Source organism: Stenotrophomonas sp. Ste86 (assembly GCF_024519465.1).
Taxonomy (GTDB): Bacteria; Pseudomonadota; Gammaproteobacteria; order Xanthomonadales; family Xanthomonadaceae; genus Stenotrophomonas.
In genome coordinates this window covers 153,075-168,097 of the sequence record NZ_JALJRW010000001.1, presented here as the reverse complement: position 1 = coordinate 168,097, position 15,023 = coordinate 153,075, and the positions used below count along the sequence as shown (strand labels likewise).

Annotated in this window: 12 protein-coding genes; 4 read left to right on the top strand and 8 right to left on the bottom strand. The window is 66.5% G+C overall.

The window, feature by feature from the left end; genetic code table 11:
- Positions 1-56: 56 nt before the first annotated feature.
- The gene (locus tag NR101_RS00725) at positions 57-2,867 is read left to right on the top strand and encodes a PAS domain-containing protein (protein ID WP_256774370.1); all 2,811 of its coding nucleotides are present in this window, start codon (positions 57-59) and stop codon (positions 2,865-2,867) included.
- Between the two features lie 4 nt (positions 2,868-2,871).
- Here the strand turns inward: NR101_RS00725 and NR101_RS00720 are convergent, their stop codons facing one another.
- The gene (locus tag NR101_RS00720; protein WP_256774371.1) at positions 2,872-3,216 is read right to left on the bottom strand and encodes a response regulator; all 345 of its coding nucleotides are present in this window, start codon (positions 3,214-3,216) and stop codon (positions 2,872-2,874) included.
- A 194-nt stretch (positions 3,217-3,410) separates the two neighbouring features.
- Entirely contained in the window at positions 3,411-5,966 is a 2,556-nt protein-coding gene (locus NR101_RS00715) for a TonB-dependent receptor (protein WP_256774233.1), read from the bottom strand.
- 309 nt (positions 5,967-6,275) lie between these two features.
- On the opposite strand from NR101_RS00715, the gene NR101_RS00710 reads away from it, so the two are divergent.
- Positions 6,276-6,962, top strand: coding sequence for a class I SAM-dependent methyltransferase (locus tag NR101_RS00710; protein ID WP_256774234.1), 687 nt, complete (start codon positions 6,276-6,278; stop codon positions 6,960-6,962).
- Here NR101_RS00710 and NR101_RS00705 read toward each other — a convergent pair.
- Together NR101_RS00705 and NR101_RS19030 are read right to left on the bottom strand one after the other, a co-directional pair.
- The gene (locus tag NR101_RS00705) at positions 6,950-7,375 is read right to left on the bottom strand and encodes an H-NS family nucleoid-associated regulatory protein (RefSeq protein WP_306175323.1); all 426 of its coding nucleotides are present in this window, start codon (positions 7,373-7,375) and stop codon (positions 6,950-6,952) included. The two genes, NR101_RS00710 and NR101_RS00705, sit on opposite strands and share 13 nt — an antisense overlap.
- A 73-nt stretch (positions 7,376-7,448) precedes the next feature.
- A complete protein-coding gene (locus NR101_RS19030; RefSeq protein ID WP_256774235.1) occupies positions 7,449-8,786 on the bottom strand; it encodes an acetamidase/formamidase family protein in 1,338 nt (445 codons plus the stop codon).
- Positions 8,787-8,927: 141 nt separating this feature from the next.
- Here NR101_RS19030 and NR101_RS00695 point away from each other — a divergent pair, with 141 nt between their 5' ends.
- Positions 8,928-10,919 (top strand): PEP/pyruvate-binding domain-containing protein, encoded by a 1,992-nt coding sequence (locus NR101_RS00695; protein WP_256774236.1) that lies wholly within the window; start codon positions 8,928-8,930, stop codon positions 10,917-10,919.
- Between the two features lie 4 nt (positions 10,920-10,923).
- Here the strand turns inward: NR101_RS00695 and NR101_RS00690 are convergent, their stop codons facing one another.
- From NR101_RS00690 to NR101_RS00680, 3 genes are all read right to left on the bottom strand, one after another.
- Positions 10,924-11,397: a lysozyme inhibitor LprI family protein gene (locus tag NR101_RS00690; RefSeq protein WP_256774237.1), complete on the bottom strand. Its 474-nt coding sequence runs from the start codon at positions 11,395-11,397 to the stop codon at positions 10,924-10,926.
- A 37-nt stretch (positions 11,398-11,434) separates the two neighbouring features.
- Positions 11,435-11,740, bottom strand: coding sequence for a hypothetical protein (locus NR101_RS00685; RefSeq protein WP_256774238.1), 306 nt, complete (start codon positions 11,738-11,740; stop codon positions 11,435-11,437).
- A 306-nt stretch (positions 11,741-12,046) separates the two neighbouring features.
- Positions 12,047-13,531, bottom strand: a complete 1,485-nt coding sequence (locus tag NR101_RS00680; RefSeq protein ID WP_256774239.1) for an FAD-dependent oxidoreductase — start codon at positions 13,529-13,531, stop codon at positions 12,047-12,049.
- A gap of 48 nt (positions 13,532-13,579) precedes the next feature.
- Here NR101_RS00680 and NR101_RS00675 point away from each other — a divergent pair, with 48 nt between their 5' ends.
- Positions 13,580-14,086, top strand: a complete 507-nt coding sequence (locus tag NR101_RS00675; protein ID WP_256774240.1) for a MarR family winged helix-turn-helix transcriptional regulator — start codon at positions 13,580-13,582, stop codon at positions 14,084-14,086.
- Positions 14,087-14,231: 145 nt separating this feature from the next.
- Here NR101_RS00675 and NR101_RS00670 read toward each other — a convergent pair whose 3' ends face one another.
- Positions 14,232-14,924, bottom strand: a complete 693-nt coding sequence (locus NR101_RS00670; RefSeq protein ID WP_256774241.1) for a type 1 glutamine amidotransferase domain-containing protein — start codon at positions 14,922-14,924, stop codon at positions 14,232-14,234.
- Positions 14,925-15,023: the final 99 nt, after the last annotated feature.

Below are 15,023 nucleotides of genomic sequence, written 5' to 3'. Positions count from 1 at the left end.
CTGCGTTCGGGCGCTTCCCGGCCGGTAACGGTGTCGTCGCCGAGCGGGTGCGGGCGATGGACTGGCACGCCACCCCGGTCGGTGCGGTCGAGACCTGGCCCAGCGCGCTGCGCAATGCGGTCAACCTCATGCTGGCCTCGCCCGAGAGCATGTACGTGGTGTGGGGTGATGCACTGACGTTCTTCTTCAACGACGCCTACAGCCCCATCCTGGGCACACGTCTGGAAGGCGCGTTGGGTGCACCGCTGCGCGAGTTGTGGGCCGATGCGTGGGACGCCGTGCGGCCGCCGATCGAGCGCGCCTTCGCCGGCGAGTCCTCGCGCTTCGAGAACATGCCGGTGGTCATGGCGCGGGGCGGTGTTCCCGAAGACACCTGGTGGACCTTCTCCTTCTCACCCATCTACCTGGATGACGGCAGCGTCGGCGGCGCATTCTGCGTCACCAAGGAAGTCACCCAGGCCATCGTCGCGCAGCAACGGCTTGCCCAAGAGAACCAGCGCCTGATCGCGCTGTTCGACAAGTCGCCGATGTTCATGGCGTTCCTGAGCGGTCCCGAGCACCGCATCGAGCTGGCCAACCCCGGGTACGAGCGGCTGGTGGGCCATCGTGACGTACTCGGCAAGTGCATCCGCGATGCGCTGCCGGAGGTGGTGGAGCAGGGCTTCCTGCCATTGCTGGACCAGGTCTACCGCACCGGCCAGCCGTATACCGGCAGCGAAGTCATCTACGATGCGCCGCTGGCGACCGATCCGTCCAGCGGCCGACGCCAGCTGGACATCGTGTTCCAGCCGGTGCTGGGCGAGGACGGCAGTACCGCCGGCGTGTTCGTGCAGGGTCTGGACATCACCCCGCACATGGAGCTGCAGCGGTCGATGCGCGAGGTGGAAGCGCGCAACCGCCAGATCATCGACAGCGCCAGCGACTACGCCATCGTCGCCTCCGACCTGGAAGGCCGGGTGACCCTGTGGAATACCGGCGCCGAGCACCTCTTCGGCTGGAGCGAGGCGGAGATGCTTGGCCGCAGCGTCGAGGTGATCTACACGTCTGAAGACATCAACGCCGGGCGCCTGAAGCACAACCAGCAGATCGCCATCGACGCCGGCGGTGTCAGCGGCGAGCGCTGGCTGCAGCACAAATCCGGTGCGCGCTTCTGGGCGAACGGATCGATGACGGTGTTGCGCGGTGAGGACGGCGCGGTGCTGGGCTTCGTCAAGGTGCTGGGCGATCGCACCGAACAGCAGCGTGCCGGCATGGCGCTGGCGCACAGCGAGCGACGACTCGGCGCGCTGGTAAGTGCCTCTTCGCAGTCGCTGTATGCCATGTCCGCTGACTGGCGCGAGATGCGGCCGATCCTCGGTGCCGGTGCCTCGGCCGAAATCCTGCCCGCCATCACCGGCTGGCGCGAGGAGCGGGTACATCCGGACGATCGCGGTGCGCTGGAGGCGGCCATCGCGCTGGCGATGGGCCAGCGCCAGCCACTGCGACTGGAACACCGCGCCCTGCTGCCCGACGGCAGCGTGCGCTGGGTGTTGATGCGCGCGGTGCCACTGCTGGACGACGCCGGCGAGGTGACCGAGTGGTTCGGTACCGCCTCGGATGTGACCGAACGTCGCCAGGCCGAGCAGCAGCTGCGCCAGCTCACCCTCACCCTGGAAGAGCGCGTGCAGGCGCGCAGCGCCGAGCTGCAGGTGGCCGAAGAGCGCCTGCGCCAGAGCCAGAAGATGGAAGCGGTGGGGCAGCTCACCGGTGGCCTGGCGCATGACTTCAACAACCTGCTGACTGCCATCTCCGTTGGCCTGGAACTGCTGGAACTGCGCATCGAGCAGGGACGCTTCGACGATATCGGACGTTACCTGGAGATGGCCCAGTCCAGCGCGGCGCGGGCCACCGCGTTGACCCAGCGCCTGCTGGCGTTCTCGCGGCGGCAGACGCTGGCGCCTACGCCGGTGGTGGTCGAAGACAGAGTGAGCGAGATGCTCGATATCATCTCGGGCACGCTGGGGCCGTCGATTTCGATTACCACCGACCTTCAGTCCTCGCCGTGGGCGGTGCTGGTGGATGCGCCGCAGCTGGAAAACGCGCTGCTCAACCTGTGCATCAATGCGCGCGATGCGATGCCCGAGGGCGGCCCGCTGGCGATCCGCACGGCCAACGTGGCACTCGATGACGTCGTAGCGGCGCAGTTGGAGGTTCCGCCCGGCGACTACGTATGCCTGTCGGTACGGGATGCCGGCAGCGGCATGGAGCCGGCAGTGATCGCCAAGGCGTTCGAGCCGTTCTTCACCACCAAGCCGATCGGGCAGGGCACCGGCCTGGGGTTGTCGATGATTTACGGCTTCACCCGCCAGTCCGGCGGCCAGGTGCGCATCGACTCCGAACCCGGCCACGGCACCACCGTGCACCTGTACTTGCCGCGTTTTGCCGGTGAGGCCGCCGAGCACAGCGCGCAGCCGGCGCCCGATGTCGGTGAACACGACCGCGTGGCAAACGTGGGCACGGTACTGGTCGTGGAAGACGAGGACGCGGTCCGCGCACTGGTCACCGAAGTGCTGGCCAGCTCGGGCTATCGCGTGCTGGAGGCGCCGGAAGGCGGCCGCGCCATCGAAACCCTGCAATCCGATGAGAGCATCGACCTGCTGGTGACCGACGTTGGTTTGACCGGTGGGTTGAACGGCCGGCAGGTGGCCGACGCCGGGCGCCAGGTGCGCCCGGGCCTGCCGGTGCTGTTCATCACCGGCTATGCCGCCTCCGCTGCCGTGGGTGCGGGGCAATTGGAGGCGGGCATGGAAGTGCTGACCAAACCGTTCACCGCTGCCGAACTGGAACGCCGGGCGCGGGCGTTGCTGTCCACCGAAGGCGCGACGTGAGTGCCTAGATGAGTTCGTGCACCGTGCCCAGCAGTTGCTTGAGCGTAAAGGGTTTCCTCAGCAGCTTCATGTCACCGCAGAGGAAGTCCGGACGGGCCCCCGCGGTACCGGCGTAGCCGGTCACCAGCAGGATCGGCATCGTCGGGTGGAGCGCGTTGGCGATCTGGGCGAGGTCGCGACCGTCCATGCCCGGTAGTCCCACATCGGAGAGCAGCAGGTCGAACGGGCCCTCGGTCTTCAGGCAGTGCAGGGCGGTTTCGGCATCGGCAGTGGGCAGGACGTCGAAGCCATCATCGCTGAGGATGTCCCGGGTCATCTCGCGGATGGCGGCATCGTCTTCGACCAGCAGTACGCGGCATCGTTCGTGAGGAGAGGGCAATGAAACCTCCAGCAGTGGTCGGGTAAAGCATCGGCCAGCGGATGCGGAGGTTCAGAGTAGCGCCATGTCGCGTTAGTCTGCCGTGCATCAATCGGGAAGGTGCTGTCATCATTTCGCGACGGGGCCCAACGTTCAGGCCCCGCCGCAGTGTCCGGCCTGCTGGCCTAGAACTTCCAACCCACGCGTGCGTAATAGAAGCCGCCGTTGAATCCATAAGGCGAATGCACCGGATACTCGGCACCGGCCACGCCCGACCACGGGTTCTTCGACGGCACGCGGTCGAACAGATTCTGCGCGCCCAGGTTGATGTACATTCCTGACGCGAGTGCCCAGCCCACCTCCGCATCGACGAGCATCGCGCTGCCGCCGTAGATCGGCAGGCCACCGTCGGCGGCGGAAATCACGCCGCTGTCGAGGTGGTCTTCGTACCAGCTGCTGTAGTAGTTCAGGCGCAGGTTGGCGTGGAAGACTTGCCGTTGGTGGTGGATGCTGAAATATCCCTTGGTGCGGGGCAGCGACTTCTCCAGTTTGTAGACCCGCGCGGCATCGATGAAATCGGTGTCGTAACGGTCCACCTCGGTGCGGTTCCAGTTGGCGGCCACGGCGTAGGTGGTGACGCCGCCGAAGTGGTTGCTCTTGTAGCTGGTGACCAGATCGGCGCCGGTGGTGGTGGTATCGAAGGCATTGCCGAAGTAGGTCACCTGCGAGATCGATGCTGCTTCCGGATTGCCGCCGGCCACCAGCGCCGCGCGTTCTTCCGGGGTCACCACGAAGCTGGTGCTGAGCGCGATCCGGTCCTTCACCTTGATCTGGTAGCCGTCCAACGTCACCAGCCAGTCGCCACGGGTCCAGACCGCACCCAGTGACACGTTCCGGGATTCCTCCGGGGTGAGCGGGCGGGCGCCCTTGAGCTGGGCGATGGCATTGGTCGGCGGCAGCGTGGCGATGTCTTCCAGCGCGGTGCCACCGAACACGGTACTGATCTGGCTGATGTTGGCCTGGCCGGGCGTGGGCGCACGGAAGCCGGTGTTGTAGGCGCCGCGCAACGCGAATGCCTCGTTGACATCGAAGCGTGCGGTGAACTTGCCGGTGGTGGTGCTGCCGAACGAATCGTAGTCCTCATAACGCAGTGCACCGGCCAGCAGCAGGCGCTCGGTGAGCTGCGCCTCGAGGTCGGCATAGGCGGCCCAGTTGCGGCGATCGAAGGTACCGGCGGTGCGCGTGCTGAAGCCATTGAAGCCGTTGGAACCCAGCGCGAAGCCCTGTTCGGTCAGCGGCCCGATCGCGGTCGATGGACCGTCGCCGGGACTGATGGTGAAGCTCTCTTCGCGCCATTCCGCGCCCAGCGCCAGACGCAGCGGCTGGGCGGTGAACGTGGTGGCGATATCGCGGCTCACATCGACGTTGAGGTTCTTTTCGGTCTGGGTGTTTCCACCCGGGCGGAAGGACAGGCCCTGCGGCTGCGCCGGGCCCAGCGAGGCATTGACGGTGTTGTAGATGACAAAGTCGATGTCGTTGCGGCCCCATGAACCACTCACATCCCAATACCAGTCACCCCAGAGACCCTTGGCCCCGGCCACCACCGACGCGTCTTCCAGCGAGCCACCGAAGCGCGGGGTGAAGCCGCCCGGCAGGGTGGACAGGAAGGTGAAACAGTTCGACGGCAGCGCCGCCACCGCCGCGCTCACCGAACTGTACGGCAGCAGGTTGCCGCCCCCGTCGCGCAGTGCGATGCCCGGGCAGGCACCGGCACCGCTCAGATTGCCCACCAGCAGGGTGTCGCCGCCATCGTTGGAGTACACCCCCGAGCGCGCGGTCGGATCGCGGTAGTAGAAGCCGCCGTCCACCTTGCGCTTGGCGTAGTTGCCGAACAGGTAGAGGTCCACGCTGTCGGTGGACAGGCCCAGGTTGGCTACCACCTTCAGATCGTTGTTCACCTGCGGCGAGCCCCAGGTCTGCGCCGGTTGCCCGACGCCGGGGTAGCCGGCGGCGCTGGCGGCCGCGGCATCGTCGCGTTGCACGCTGCGCGAGGTGTCGTCCGCCTTGCGCCATTCGGCGGTAAGCGTGGCAAAACCACGCGCGGTCAAGGGCAGGCCGATCTGCGCCGAGTACTGCGTGGTCAGCCCGTCACCCTGATAGTACTTTCCGGTGAATACCTCCGCGCTGCCGCCTTCGCGCAGCTTCTTCAGGCCGAAATTGATCACCCCGGCAATCGCATCCGACCCGTACTGTGCGGCCGCGCCGTCACGCAGCACGTCCACCTGTTCCAACGCCAGCGATGGAAATACCGACAGGTCCGGGCCCTGTGCACCGTCGGACAGGCCGTGACCGAGGAAGGTGATCACCGCCGCCCGGTGGAAGCGTTTGCCGTTGACCAGCAGCAGGGTGTTGTCCGGCGGCAGGCCACGCAGGTTGGCCGGACGCACCAGGCTGGCGGCATCGTCGATGGGAATCGTGCTGACGTTGAAGGAGGGGACCAGCACCCGCAACTGGTCGAGCGCATCGGTGGCGCCCTGGTTGCGGAACTCTTCCCCGCTGATGATGTCAATCGGCACTGCCGAGGACGACACCGTGCGCGGCTTGGTACGACTGCCCAGTACCGAAACCGTCTCCAGGGTAGCGGCGTCCGCCGTGCCTGGGGGTGTGCTGTCCTGTGCAGTCGCAACGGAACTGGAGAACAGCAGCGTGGTGGCCAGCGCCACGTGTACTGCAGATGCCAATGGCGAAATTGCTTTCGGAGCGTGAACACACTTGCCAATGCTGTCGTTCATGGGTGCACCTTGCAGTCGGAGTGTTGGAGGTATCGTTCTCTTAGTCGGTCATCCCATGGGTTCTCCCTGCGCGGCAGGGGATCTGCTGCGCTGCAACAATAATTAACAGAAGTTAAATGCAGCTGCAACACGGGTGTGCTGCGTGCGCCGGCCGGGCGGTGGGTCGTACGAAAGTCCCGCCGTACTGCGGGGGCGGACGACTGGTACAAATGTAACTGACACTGTTACATTAAACGCCATCTTCCGCCGTAGGCCGTCATGTCCTTTTCCGATCCCGATGCGGTAGCGCGCTACGCCGACACGCTCGTCCGTCAGGTACCCGGTGTGCAGGCGCTGCATCAGATGGCGCACGTGCTGCTCGCCGAGCGGGTTCCGCAGGCGGGCAGGGTGCTCGTGCTTGGTGCAGGCGGAGGGATGGAACTGCGCGTCTTCGCCGAGTGCAGCCCCGACTGGCATTTCACCGGCGTGGACCCGTCCGCGGAGATGCTCGGGCTGGCCACGCGCGTGCTGGGCAGCCTGTCCCCGCGCGTCGAACTGATCCAGGGCTACATCGATGCTGCGCCCGTCGTCGCGTTCGATGGCGCCACGTGTCTGCTGACACTGCACTTTCTATCGCGCGAAGAACGCCTGCACACCCTGCGCGAACTCCGGCACCGCCTGAGGCCGGGTGCACCGCTGGTGGTCGCCCACCACAGCGTGCCCCGCGATCCGGATGAAAAGCGCGTGTGGTTCCAGCGCTGGGCCGCGTTCGTCACCGCCCGCGGCATCGGCGGGGAGAGCGCCGAAGCACGCGCCGAGGCGATCGCCAGCAGGCTGCCCACGCTCGCGCCGGAAGAAGAGGTGGCGCTGCTGGAGCAGGCCGGTTTCGAGCGGCCCGCGCTGTTCTACGCTGCGCTGTCGTTCCGCGGCTGGGTTGCCTACGCCGGGCAGGATCAGCCGGGATAGGTGGGGAAACGCTCGTCGGGGTGGTGCTTCTTCCACTCGGTGTGGGCGACGGTGCCTTCCCAGGCGATGAACGCCTTCGGCGGACGCCCGCGACCTGTCCAGGTCTCACCGCTATAGGGCAGCCAGAAGCGTGGCGGCAGGTCTTCGCGAGGCGGTCTGCTGGCCTTGACGCGCTTGGGCAGGGCGGTCCGTGCGGGCGCTGCGTCGGCGCCGATGATCGCGCGGATCCTGGCTTGCTGCTCCGGGCTGAAGTCTTGGTAGCAGGCCTTGAGCAGCAGCGTCACGCGGTCGTAGGCTTCCCGGGTGGCGGCACGCAGCAGGGCCGGATCGTCCATGTTCGATCGCGCCAGCAGGTCGTCCAGGGCAACAGGGAGTGATGAGGCAGCTGGAGCACCGGGGGACGTGCGCGGCATGGAATTCCGGGGTGAAGAGTTGGCGAGTGGGGCACGATAGCAAATGCACGTGTAAACATCGCCAATTCCCTTGTCAGTGGCTTCGGCGTGCCTGCCCATCGGCGGGCTTGGCCGGCGCAGGGGCAGGCAGACGCCGCAATACTGCCTTGTCCACCTTGGCGGCAACACCAACGCTGCGCCCGGCCAGGTTGGCCACGTGGTACTGCACCGCCACGCCCAGCACCTGGGTCGCCTCGGACAGGTTCAGCCCGTAGGCCTGGCGCAGCCACTGCAGCATGCCCGACGTCGCCAGCCGCAGCGCGTCGTCGCTGGAACCGCCCTGGCCGAGCGTCATGACCTGGGTGGGAGATTCGACGCGCGGGGTGGCGATCGACTGTTGCTTCACCAGCGCCACCTTTACCACCACGTCCAGCGAGGTCTCCAACGCCCACTGCGTGGTTTCGCCATCGCCCTGCAAGGCGTGCCCGTCGCCCAGATACAACAATGCACCGGGCTGCTGCACCTGCAGGTAGACGGTGTTGCCTTCGACGACGGCATTGAAGTCCATGTTGCCGCCGAAATCGCCGGTATCGCCGGTGGAAAATGCCGGGTAGCCGAAGCCGGGGGCGACGGCGAGCCCGCCCAGCATCGGCTTTACCGGAATCTCGAATTGCTTCAGTGCGCCGGTGGCACCGTGCGGGCGGGCGATACCCTTCGCGCGGTCCAGCGTCCAGCGCACCGGTTTGCCCAGGGACGCGCTTTCGGCCGCGACCCGTGGGGTCTTAAGCCGTCCCACCACACCATCCAGGCTGTCGGCGTAATCGCGGTTGAGCTTCAGCGAGGTCAGCGTGATCGCCAGGGTGTCGCCCGGCTCTGCACCGGCCACGAAGAACGGGCCCACCTGCGGATTGCCGAACAGCGCTCGGGTAACGCCGTTCTCGTCGACGCCGCCGGAGTCCAGCGTACGGGTCTGCACCGAATCGCCCGGTTGGATCACCAATACCGGCGCGCGATCCGCGCTGAAGGTATTGGAATAGTCCGTTGGCGTGAACACATGCAACTGCGGTGTGGTGGAGGCGGGCGTTGGCACGCGCCATGCCTTGAAGGCGTGGGTGGCACGCACGGCGCGGTTGTTGGTGTCGGGTTGGTCGCTCTGGCCCTGCATGCGTTCGCCGTCGATGCGGCCGGTGAAGTGATACACCTGCCCGTCGCTATCGGTTGCCGTGAACTGCAGGGTGTCGCCGACCCGCGTGCCTTCGATCCGATCCGCATCCAGCCTGCCCTGGATGCGCTCGCCCCGGGTGTCCAGCTGCAGGGTCTGATGATTGTTGTTGCCCCAGAGGTCGGTTGTCACGATCCACTGTTCGGCGGCACGTGCGTTGAGTGGCAGGACAGCCAGCAACAGCGGAAGCAACTTGGAGGGCGTAAACACGGCGTGTGGCATCCGCAGGGCCCGCAAGGGCGTATGCCGCAGCCTATGCGCTTGCCCACCGGCGACACAGTGTCGAAGGTAACCCGGCGCTGCCCGATGGAGTCGCTTATGATCGGCCCACTTCATTCCCGCGGCGGCGTCATGGATCGAGCCCGTTCCCATCCTGCCTGGCGACAGCACCTGTGGGCGTTGCTCTCCACGCTCACCCTGCTGCTGTGCGGCAGCCTGCCTGCGCTCGCGCAGACCGCCCGCAAACCCTCGCCGTACGAATACCGCCCGGGCAGCGATAGCGCGTCTGTGCAGCCGACGACCGGGCCGGACTCCCTCGCGCGCATCGACACCCGCGCGCAGTTCATGCAGCTGGCCCGTGTCTACAACGCCGGTACGGCGCTGGAGATGCCGCATCTGATCTTCGTGATCGACCGGCAGAATGCGGCACGCATCTACTACATCAATACGCCCCGCTTCGCGCTGCACGAGCAGTTCGTGCGTCGCCAGGGACTGCTGCGTTCGTTGGACAAGGCAACCCTCAACGCGCAGTACCGTGATCCGCAGCGACGCTTTCTGTTCGGCACGTTGAGCTGGCAGAAGGACCTGCCGGGCTACACCTACGAGTTCTGGGAGGGTGACAGGCTCACCGCGTCCCTGCTGCGGCAGACCGACACGGTGCTGCGGGCCTCGTTCGGCGAGCCCATCCGCTTCAAGACCAACTCCACCCAGCACGAGCAGCTGGCCAGCGGCATGGGGCTGGCCTACGTCAGCCAGGAAGCGTTGTTGCGTGAGCAGCGTTTCCTGCCGTTGAACACCGGCCGCGCCGAGGGCCGGCTGCGGATCGTGCGCACGGAGGCGCAGCTGCGCACGCTGGCGCCGCAGGACATCCCGGTACTGGACGAGGTGCCCATCGCATTGACGCCGGTAGCAGGGCTGGTGACCCAGCGCCCGTCCACGCTGCTGTCCCACGTCAACCTGCTGGCCAAGGGCTGGGGCATCCCCAACGTATATGTGCGCGACGCGCAGCAGGCGCTGCGCCAATATGACGGACGCTGGGTGGCGCTGGAGGTCAGCAACAACGACTACCGGGTAACACCACTGACGCGGCCGGCAAGGGCGCCCTCGGCCCCTGCGGCGCGCCCGGCGGCGCGCAACCTGCCACGCCCGGACCTGAGCGTGGTCGCGCTCAAGCCCTTGGCGTCGCTGCGTGCGCGTGACAGCAGCCACTGCGGGGTGAAGGCTGCCAACCTGGGCACACTGAAGACGGCGCTGCCCCCGGCGGCGCGCGTACCCGATGGCTTCTGCATTCCGTTCTCGCACTATCAGGCGATGATGAAACGGCTGCAGATGGCCGAGCGACTACAGCAGCTGCAGCGTCGCCCGGGCTTCAGTGCCGACCCGGACATCCGCCGCGATGCGCTGGCGGCGCTGCGTGCGGAGATCAGCAATGCCAAGCCCGATCCGGCGTTCGTCCGGGCCCTGGACACGCAATGGCAGGGGCAACTGAAGGCGGCCGCGGTGTTTGTACGCAGCTCGTCCAATTCCGAGGATCTGCCCGGCTTCAGTGGCGCCGGCCTGTACACCACCGTCCCCAACGTGACGCGTGCCGATGCCCTGGCCAAGGCGGTGCAGACGGTCTGGGCATCGGTCTACAACTTCGAGGCCTATGAAGCGCGCGCGGCGGCGGGGCTGCGACAGGACGCGGTGGCCATGGCGGTGCTGGTTCAGCGTGCTGCGCCTTCGGACAGTTCCGGAGTGATGATCACCCGCGATCCCTTCGACGCCGCCCGCCGCCACATCACCTACATTTCGGCCAAGCGCGGGCTGGGAATCCGCGTGGTGGAGGGCAAGCGCCAAGCCGAACAAGTGATGTATTCGAACTGGTCCAAGGCGGTGCAGGTATTGAGCCGGTCGGCCGAAGATACCCAGCTGGTGGCCAAGGCGGGCGGCGGCGTCCGCGAAGTTCCCATCACCGGCTCACGCCAGGTGCTGACCGATGCGCTGATCGTGCGGTTGGCCAACGTCGGGGCCGCTACCAAGCAGGCGCTGGGCGGTGTGGACCAGGATATCGAGTGGGCCGTGGTCGGCGATGAGGTGCTGATGCTGCAGTCGCGGCCCTATGTGGATGGACGCGGGCGGTAGTGGGCTACTGGCTCATCGGATAGGAGCCGGCACAGACGTCGCCTTCTTCGACACCGGTAATCCATGCCTGCAGTTGTTTGATCCGGTCGCGCGTGAGCTGCTCATACTCGCCGCTCTGGCACATCGGCAGCACGCTGCCATAGTCGGCCGGACTCGGATACCGCGCTGCGATCTGCGCATCACGGAAGACGATCCAGGCGCGCTGCGATGCCTTCAGTTTGTCCAGGAACACCTTGTCCTGGGCATTGGCGGCCAACACCTTCGCGTAAACGCGGTTGAGTTCGGCATCGGCCGAGTGCGCGGTGAGGCTGGCGCATTGGTTGAGTCCGGCCTGGGATTGATTGGGGCTGTCGCAGGCCATGCCATCGGAGGTGCGCGCGGGTGCGGCTGGCGTGGAGGGCCTTTTTCCCTGGGCGGGCGCCGATGCCGCCAGGCAGAGGGAAAACGCAAGAGTGAAAAGCATCGCAGGACGTTTCATTGGCGTCGCTCCAGGCCAGATAGAACAGAGGGACATCTCAGCCGCTGTAGCCTCGGATGCGCATGCATTTCTTGATCAGGTCCGATTTCTCCATCCCGCGCACGACACCGTCTCCGACCGCGTCTCCCGTGCTTTTGGGCGCTCGCCCATCGCCGGTCGTGGCCTTGGAGGCGTCGTAGTCGCACTCGGCCAGATCGTGCTGCTTCTGCGACTCGCTCGCGCCGGGCTTGCTCCAGCCCTTGATCTGGGCAGTACCGCATCCAGTGAACATCACGGCGCTGCAAAGCAGCGCGACACCGCGGAGTGCGTTGGTATCCATGGCGATCTCGGTGGATTGGGTCATGGCGGGGCTGGCCACGGCGGCATTAACGGGCGCGACGGGTTAATGCCGCGTGAGCAGGGGGACGGGGCTCATCCATCGCCCCTGGACGTGCTCCAGGCGCTCGGCAACCAACACCCGCTATTGATCGCCATCGGCGCGCCGTACCGTGGGTGTCACGCAACGGAGATCAGGATGTCCGTGTTCCGTTGCCGCCAAACGTCAATGGTCTACGCCAGCCAGATTCTGCATGACGATGAGGTGCCGTACTGCAGTGCTGGCGACCGGTGCCCAGCCTGAGGCGCTGCAGCAGGTGGCCGATAGCGGACCTCAAGGCGAATACGCGTCAAGATGGTTGGCAAGGCGGTCGATACTGTTCGCATCGACCACCGCAGCCACATAGCCATCGGGCCTGATCAGCACCCACTCGCCAGGCGCCATTCCGTAGGCATCTTCAACGTGTCGATCCATATCGCGCAGATCGCCCGCAGCGCCGAAGACGTGCACCTGCAAGCCGCTACGCAGCGGTGCGATGGCGCGATCGGTCGCGTAACCCAGCAGCGTCCAGTGCGTGCCGCGCAACACCTCGAACAGCCGCACGGGCTGGCCACCAGCACCCAGCAACGGCGCATCCGGGGCGCGGTCGCCTGGCGTGATGCATCCCGTGCGAAACGCGCCCGCGAGCGATAGAGACGACGCCCGATACCCGAGGTCCAGCTGCTGCACCTCCCGCCCGCGCCGGTTGTCGCCGCGCTGGGCGTCATCCAGCAGGCGGGTGGCCAAACCCAGCATGGACGCTGCAATGGGGCGGCGCTCTTCCTCGTAGGTGTCCAGCAACGCCGCCGGCGCGCCCTGCAGCACCGATGCCAGCTTCCAGCCAAGGTTGTACGCATCCTGCGCGCTGGTATTGAGGCCTTGGCCGCCGGTCGGAGGGTGCGTGTGGGCAGCGTCGCCGACCAGGAACACGCGGCCGATGCGGTAGCGTTCGGCAAGCCGCGCGTGCATCCGGTAGGCCGACGCCCACGAGACGTCTTCAACGACGAGGTCGGTGCGACCGGTCCGCTCGCGCACCATCGCCGCCAGCCCGTTCACCGACAGATCCACCTCTCCGTCGAGCGGCACCGAAGCCTGCAGTTGGAACAGGGCGGTTCCCATCAGCGGACACAACGAAATGCGGCGCGCCATGTCGTCCTCGTTGAACGTGTGCCACGCATCGCGCGGCAGCCCCTGCAGCACGATGTCGGCCACCACCGCGCGCACCCCGAGGGTCTTGCCGGGGAATCCAATATCCAACGCCTGGCGTACGAAGCTGCGTCCGCCGTCGGCACCGATCAGATACCGGGCGCGAACGGTCTGCTCGCCCGACGGCGTAGCAAGGTGGACGCTGACGCCATCACCGTCCTGCTCGAATCCCACTACCGCGTGGCCAAATTCGACGTGATGCTCCAGTTCTGCCAGGCGGTCGCGCATCACCGCTTCGGTCAGGAACTGCGGCACCATCAGCGGCTGCCGATAAGGCTCGGCCGGGGTGGCCGGCGACGCCTCCAGCACGAGGGCATCGGTGCTGCTGCCATCGGCATGGTGGCTGCGCGACACGGGGTAGGGCCCGCCTGCGGCGAACAGCCGGTCGATGATGCCCATGTCTTCGAAGATCTCCTGGCTGCGCGGCTGGATGCCCTTGCCGCGCGAGCCATGGAAGGGCTGCTCGCGCTGCTCCAGCAGCCGGAACGCCACCCCGCGGCGGGCCAGTTCGATGGCCAAGGTCAGGCCGGCGGCACCGGCGCCGCAGATCACTACTTCAAGGGTGTTGCCCATCGTCTCTCTCCAGGTATGTGTAATATGCACTTACTTGGAGGGGATGCTATGCCGTCGAAAAACAAGGTGCAAGATACACATATTTTGCCGGACCTGAAGGCGCTTCACCTCGCCATGGTCGGCATTGCCAGCGTCATGAACCGCCCGCGCAACGACGAGCGCCTGCTCCAGGAGGCGGGAGTGAAGCTGGACCAGGCCCTGTTCCGGCTGCTGGTGATGATCGAGCGGGTGGGGCCCATCGGGGTGGTGGACCTGGCTGATCGCCTCGGCCGCGATTACACGACCATCAGCCGACAGGTCGCCAAGCTGGCGGCGATGGAACTGGTCACCCGCCGCGGCAATCCGCAGGATCGCCGCATCCGTGAGGCGACCATTGCACCAAAGGGCAAGGAAATGACCGATCGCCTGGACGCGGCGCGTGAGCGGATCGGACGGCATATCTTCCAGTCGTGGGCGCCGCAGGAGGTGGCGGACCTGGTGCGTTTGATGGACCGGTTTGCCAGTGCGCTGGAAGCGCAGGAACATGAGACGGGCAAGCAGGCGCCGGGCCGTTGAGCGACGTTCGTCGCCGAGCCGACCTTGAGGTCCGCTGCAGCGGGGTGGCGCAGGCCGTTCGAACGCGGGCGTAGCACTGTGAGCAGTCGGTGCCGCTCCCAGTCCAGGTGTCCGGTGCCGCACACGCGGCACCGGCCCAATCGCCTCAGCGCTTCGCTTCAGCACCCACCTGCTGCATCAGCACCGCCGCCGTCTCCGACGACGATCCCGGGTTCTGCCCGGTGATCAGCAGGCCATCGCGCACCACATACGAGCCCCAGTCCGGCCCCTTGGAGTAGTCGCCGCCGAGCGCCTTGAGCGTGTCCTCGACCAGGAACGGCACCACCTTGGTAAGACCGACGCCTTCTTCTTCGGTGTTGGTGAAGCCGGTGACCTTCTTGCCGTCAACGAGCGGCGTGCCATCGGCGGCCTTGACGTGACGCAGCACGCCCGGGGCGTGGCAGACCAGGGCGACCGGCTTGCCAGCGGCGATGAACGATTCGATCAGCGCGATGGAGTGGGTGTCTTCGGCCAGGTCCCAGAGCGGGCCATGGCCGCCGGGATAGAACACGGTGTCGAAGTCGGCCTGGTTGATGCTGTCCAGGCGGACGGTGTTGGCCAGTTGCGCATTGGCATCGGCATCGGCCTCAAAGCGACGGGTCAGCTCGGTCTGGAAATCGGGTTCGTTGCTCTTGGGGTCGAGCGGCGGTTGACCGCCCTTGGGTGAGGCCAGCACGATTTCGGCACCGGCGTCCTTGAAGGTGTAGTAGGGCGCGGCGAGCTCTTCGAGCCAGAAGCCGGTCTTGCGGCCGGTGTTGCCGAGTTGGTCGTGGGAGGTAAGAACGATGAGGACTTTCATGATGGTGCTCCTTGGGGGGCGATGCGGGATGGGGAGAACAGTAGACCGGTCGTCTAGTAAACGGGTGTGAAAAAAGCAGGTCGCCGATGAAGCGCCTGC

Excerpts from the sequence above, each read along its gene's own strand:
- NR101_RS00710 (WP_256774234.1), top strand. The coding sequence starts at position 6,276 with ATGTCCTTTTCCGATCCCGATGCGGTAGCGCGCTACGCCGACACGCTC.
- NR101_RS00680 (WP_256774239.1), bottom strand. The coding sequence starts at position 13,531 with ATGGGCAACACCCTTGAAGTAGTGATCTGCGGCGCCGGTGCCGCCGGC.
- NR101_RS00675 (WP_256774240.1), top strand. The coding sequence starts at position 13,580 with ATGCCGTCGAAAAACAAGGTGCAAGATACACATATTTTGCCGGACCTG.
- NR101_RS00725 (WP_256774370.1), top strand. The coding sequence starts at position 57 with ATGGACTGGCACGCCACCCCGGTCGGTGCGGTCGAGACCTGGCCCAGC.
- NR101_RS00670 (WP_256774241.1), bottom strand. The coding sequence starts at position 14,924 with ATGAAAGTCCTCATCGTTCTTACCTCCCACGACCAACTCGGCAACACC.
- NR101_RS00690 (WP_256774237.1), bottom strand. The coding sequence starts at position 11,397 with ATGAAACGTCCTGCGATGCTTTTCACTCTTGCGTTTTCCCTCTGCCTG.
- NR101_RS00695 (WP_256774236.1), top strand. The coding sequence starts at position 8,928 with ATGGATCGAGCCCGTTCCCATCCTGCCTGGCGACAGCACCTGTGGGCG.
- NR101_RS00705 (WP_306175323.1), bottom strand. The coding sequence starts at position 7,375 with ATGCCGCGCACGTCCCCCGGTGCTCCAGCTGCCTCATCACTCCCTGTT.
- NR101_RS00685 (WP_256774238.1), bottom strand. The coding sequence starts at position 11,740 with ATGACCCAATCCACCGAGATCGCCATGGATACCAACGCACTCCGCGGT.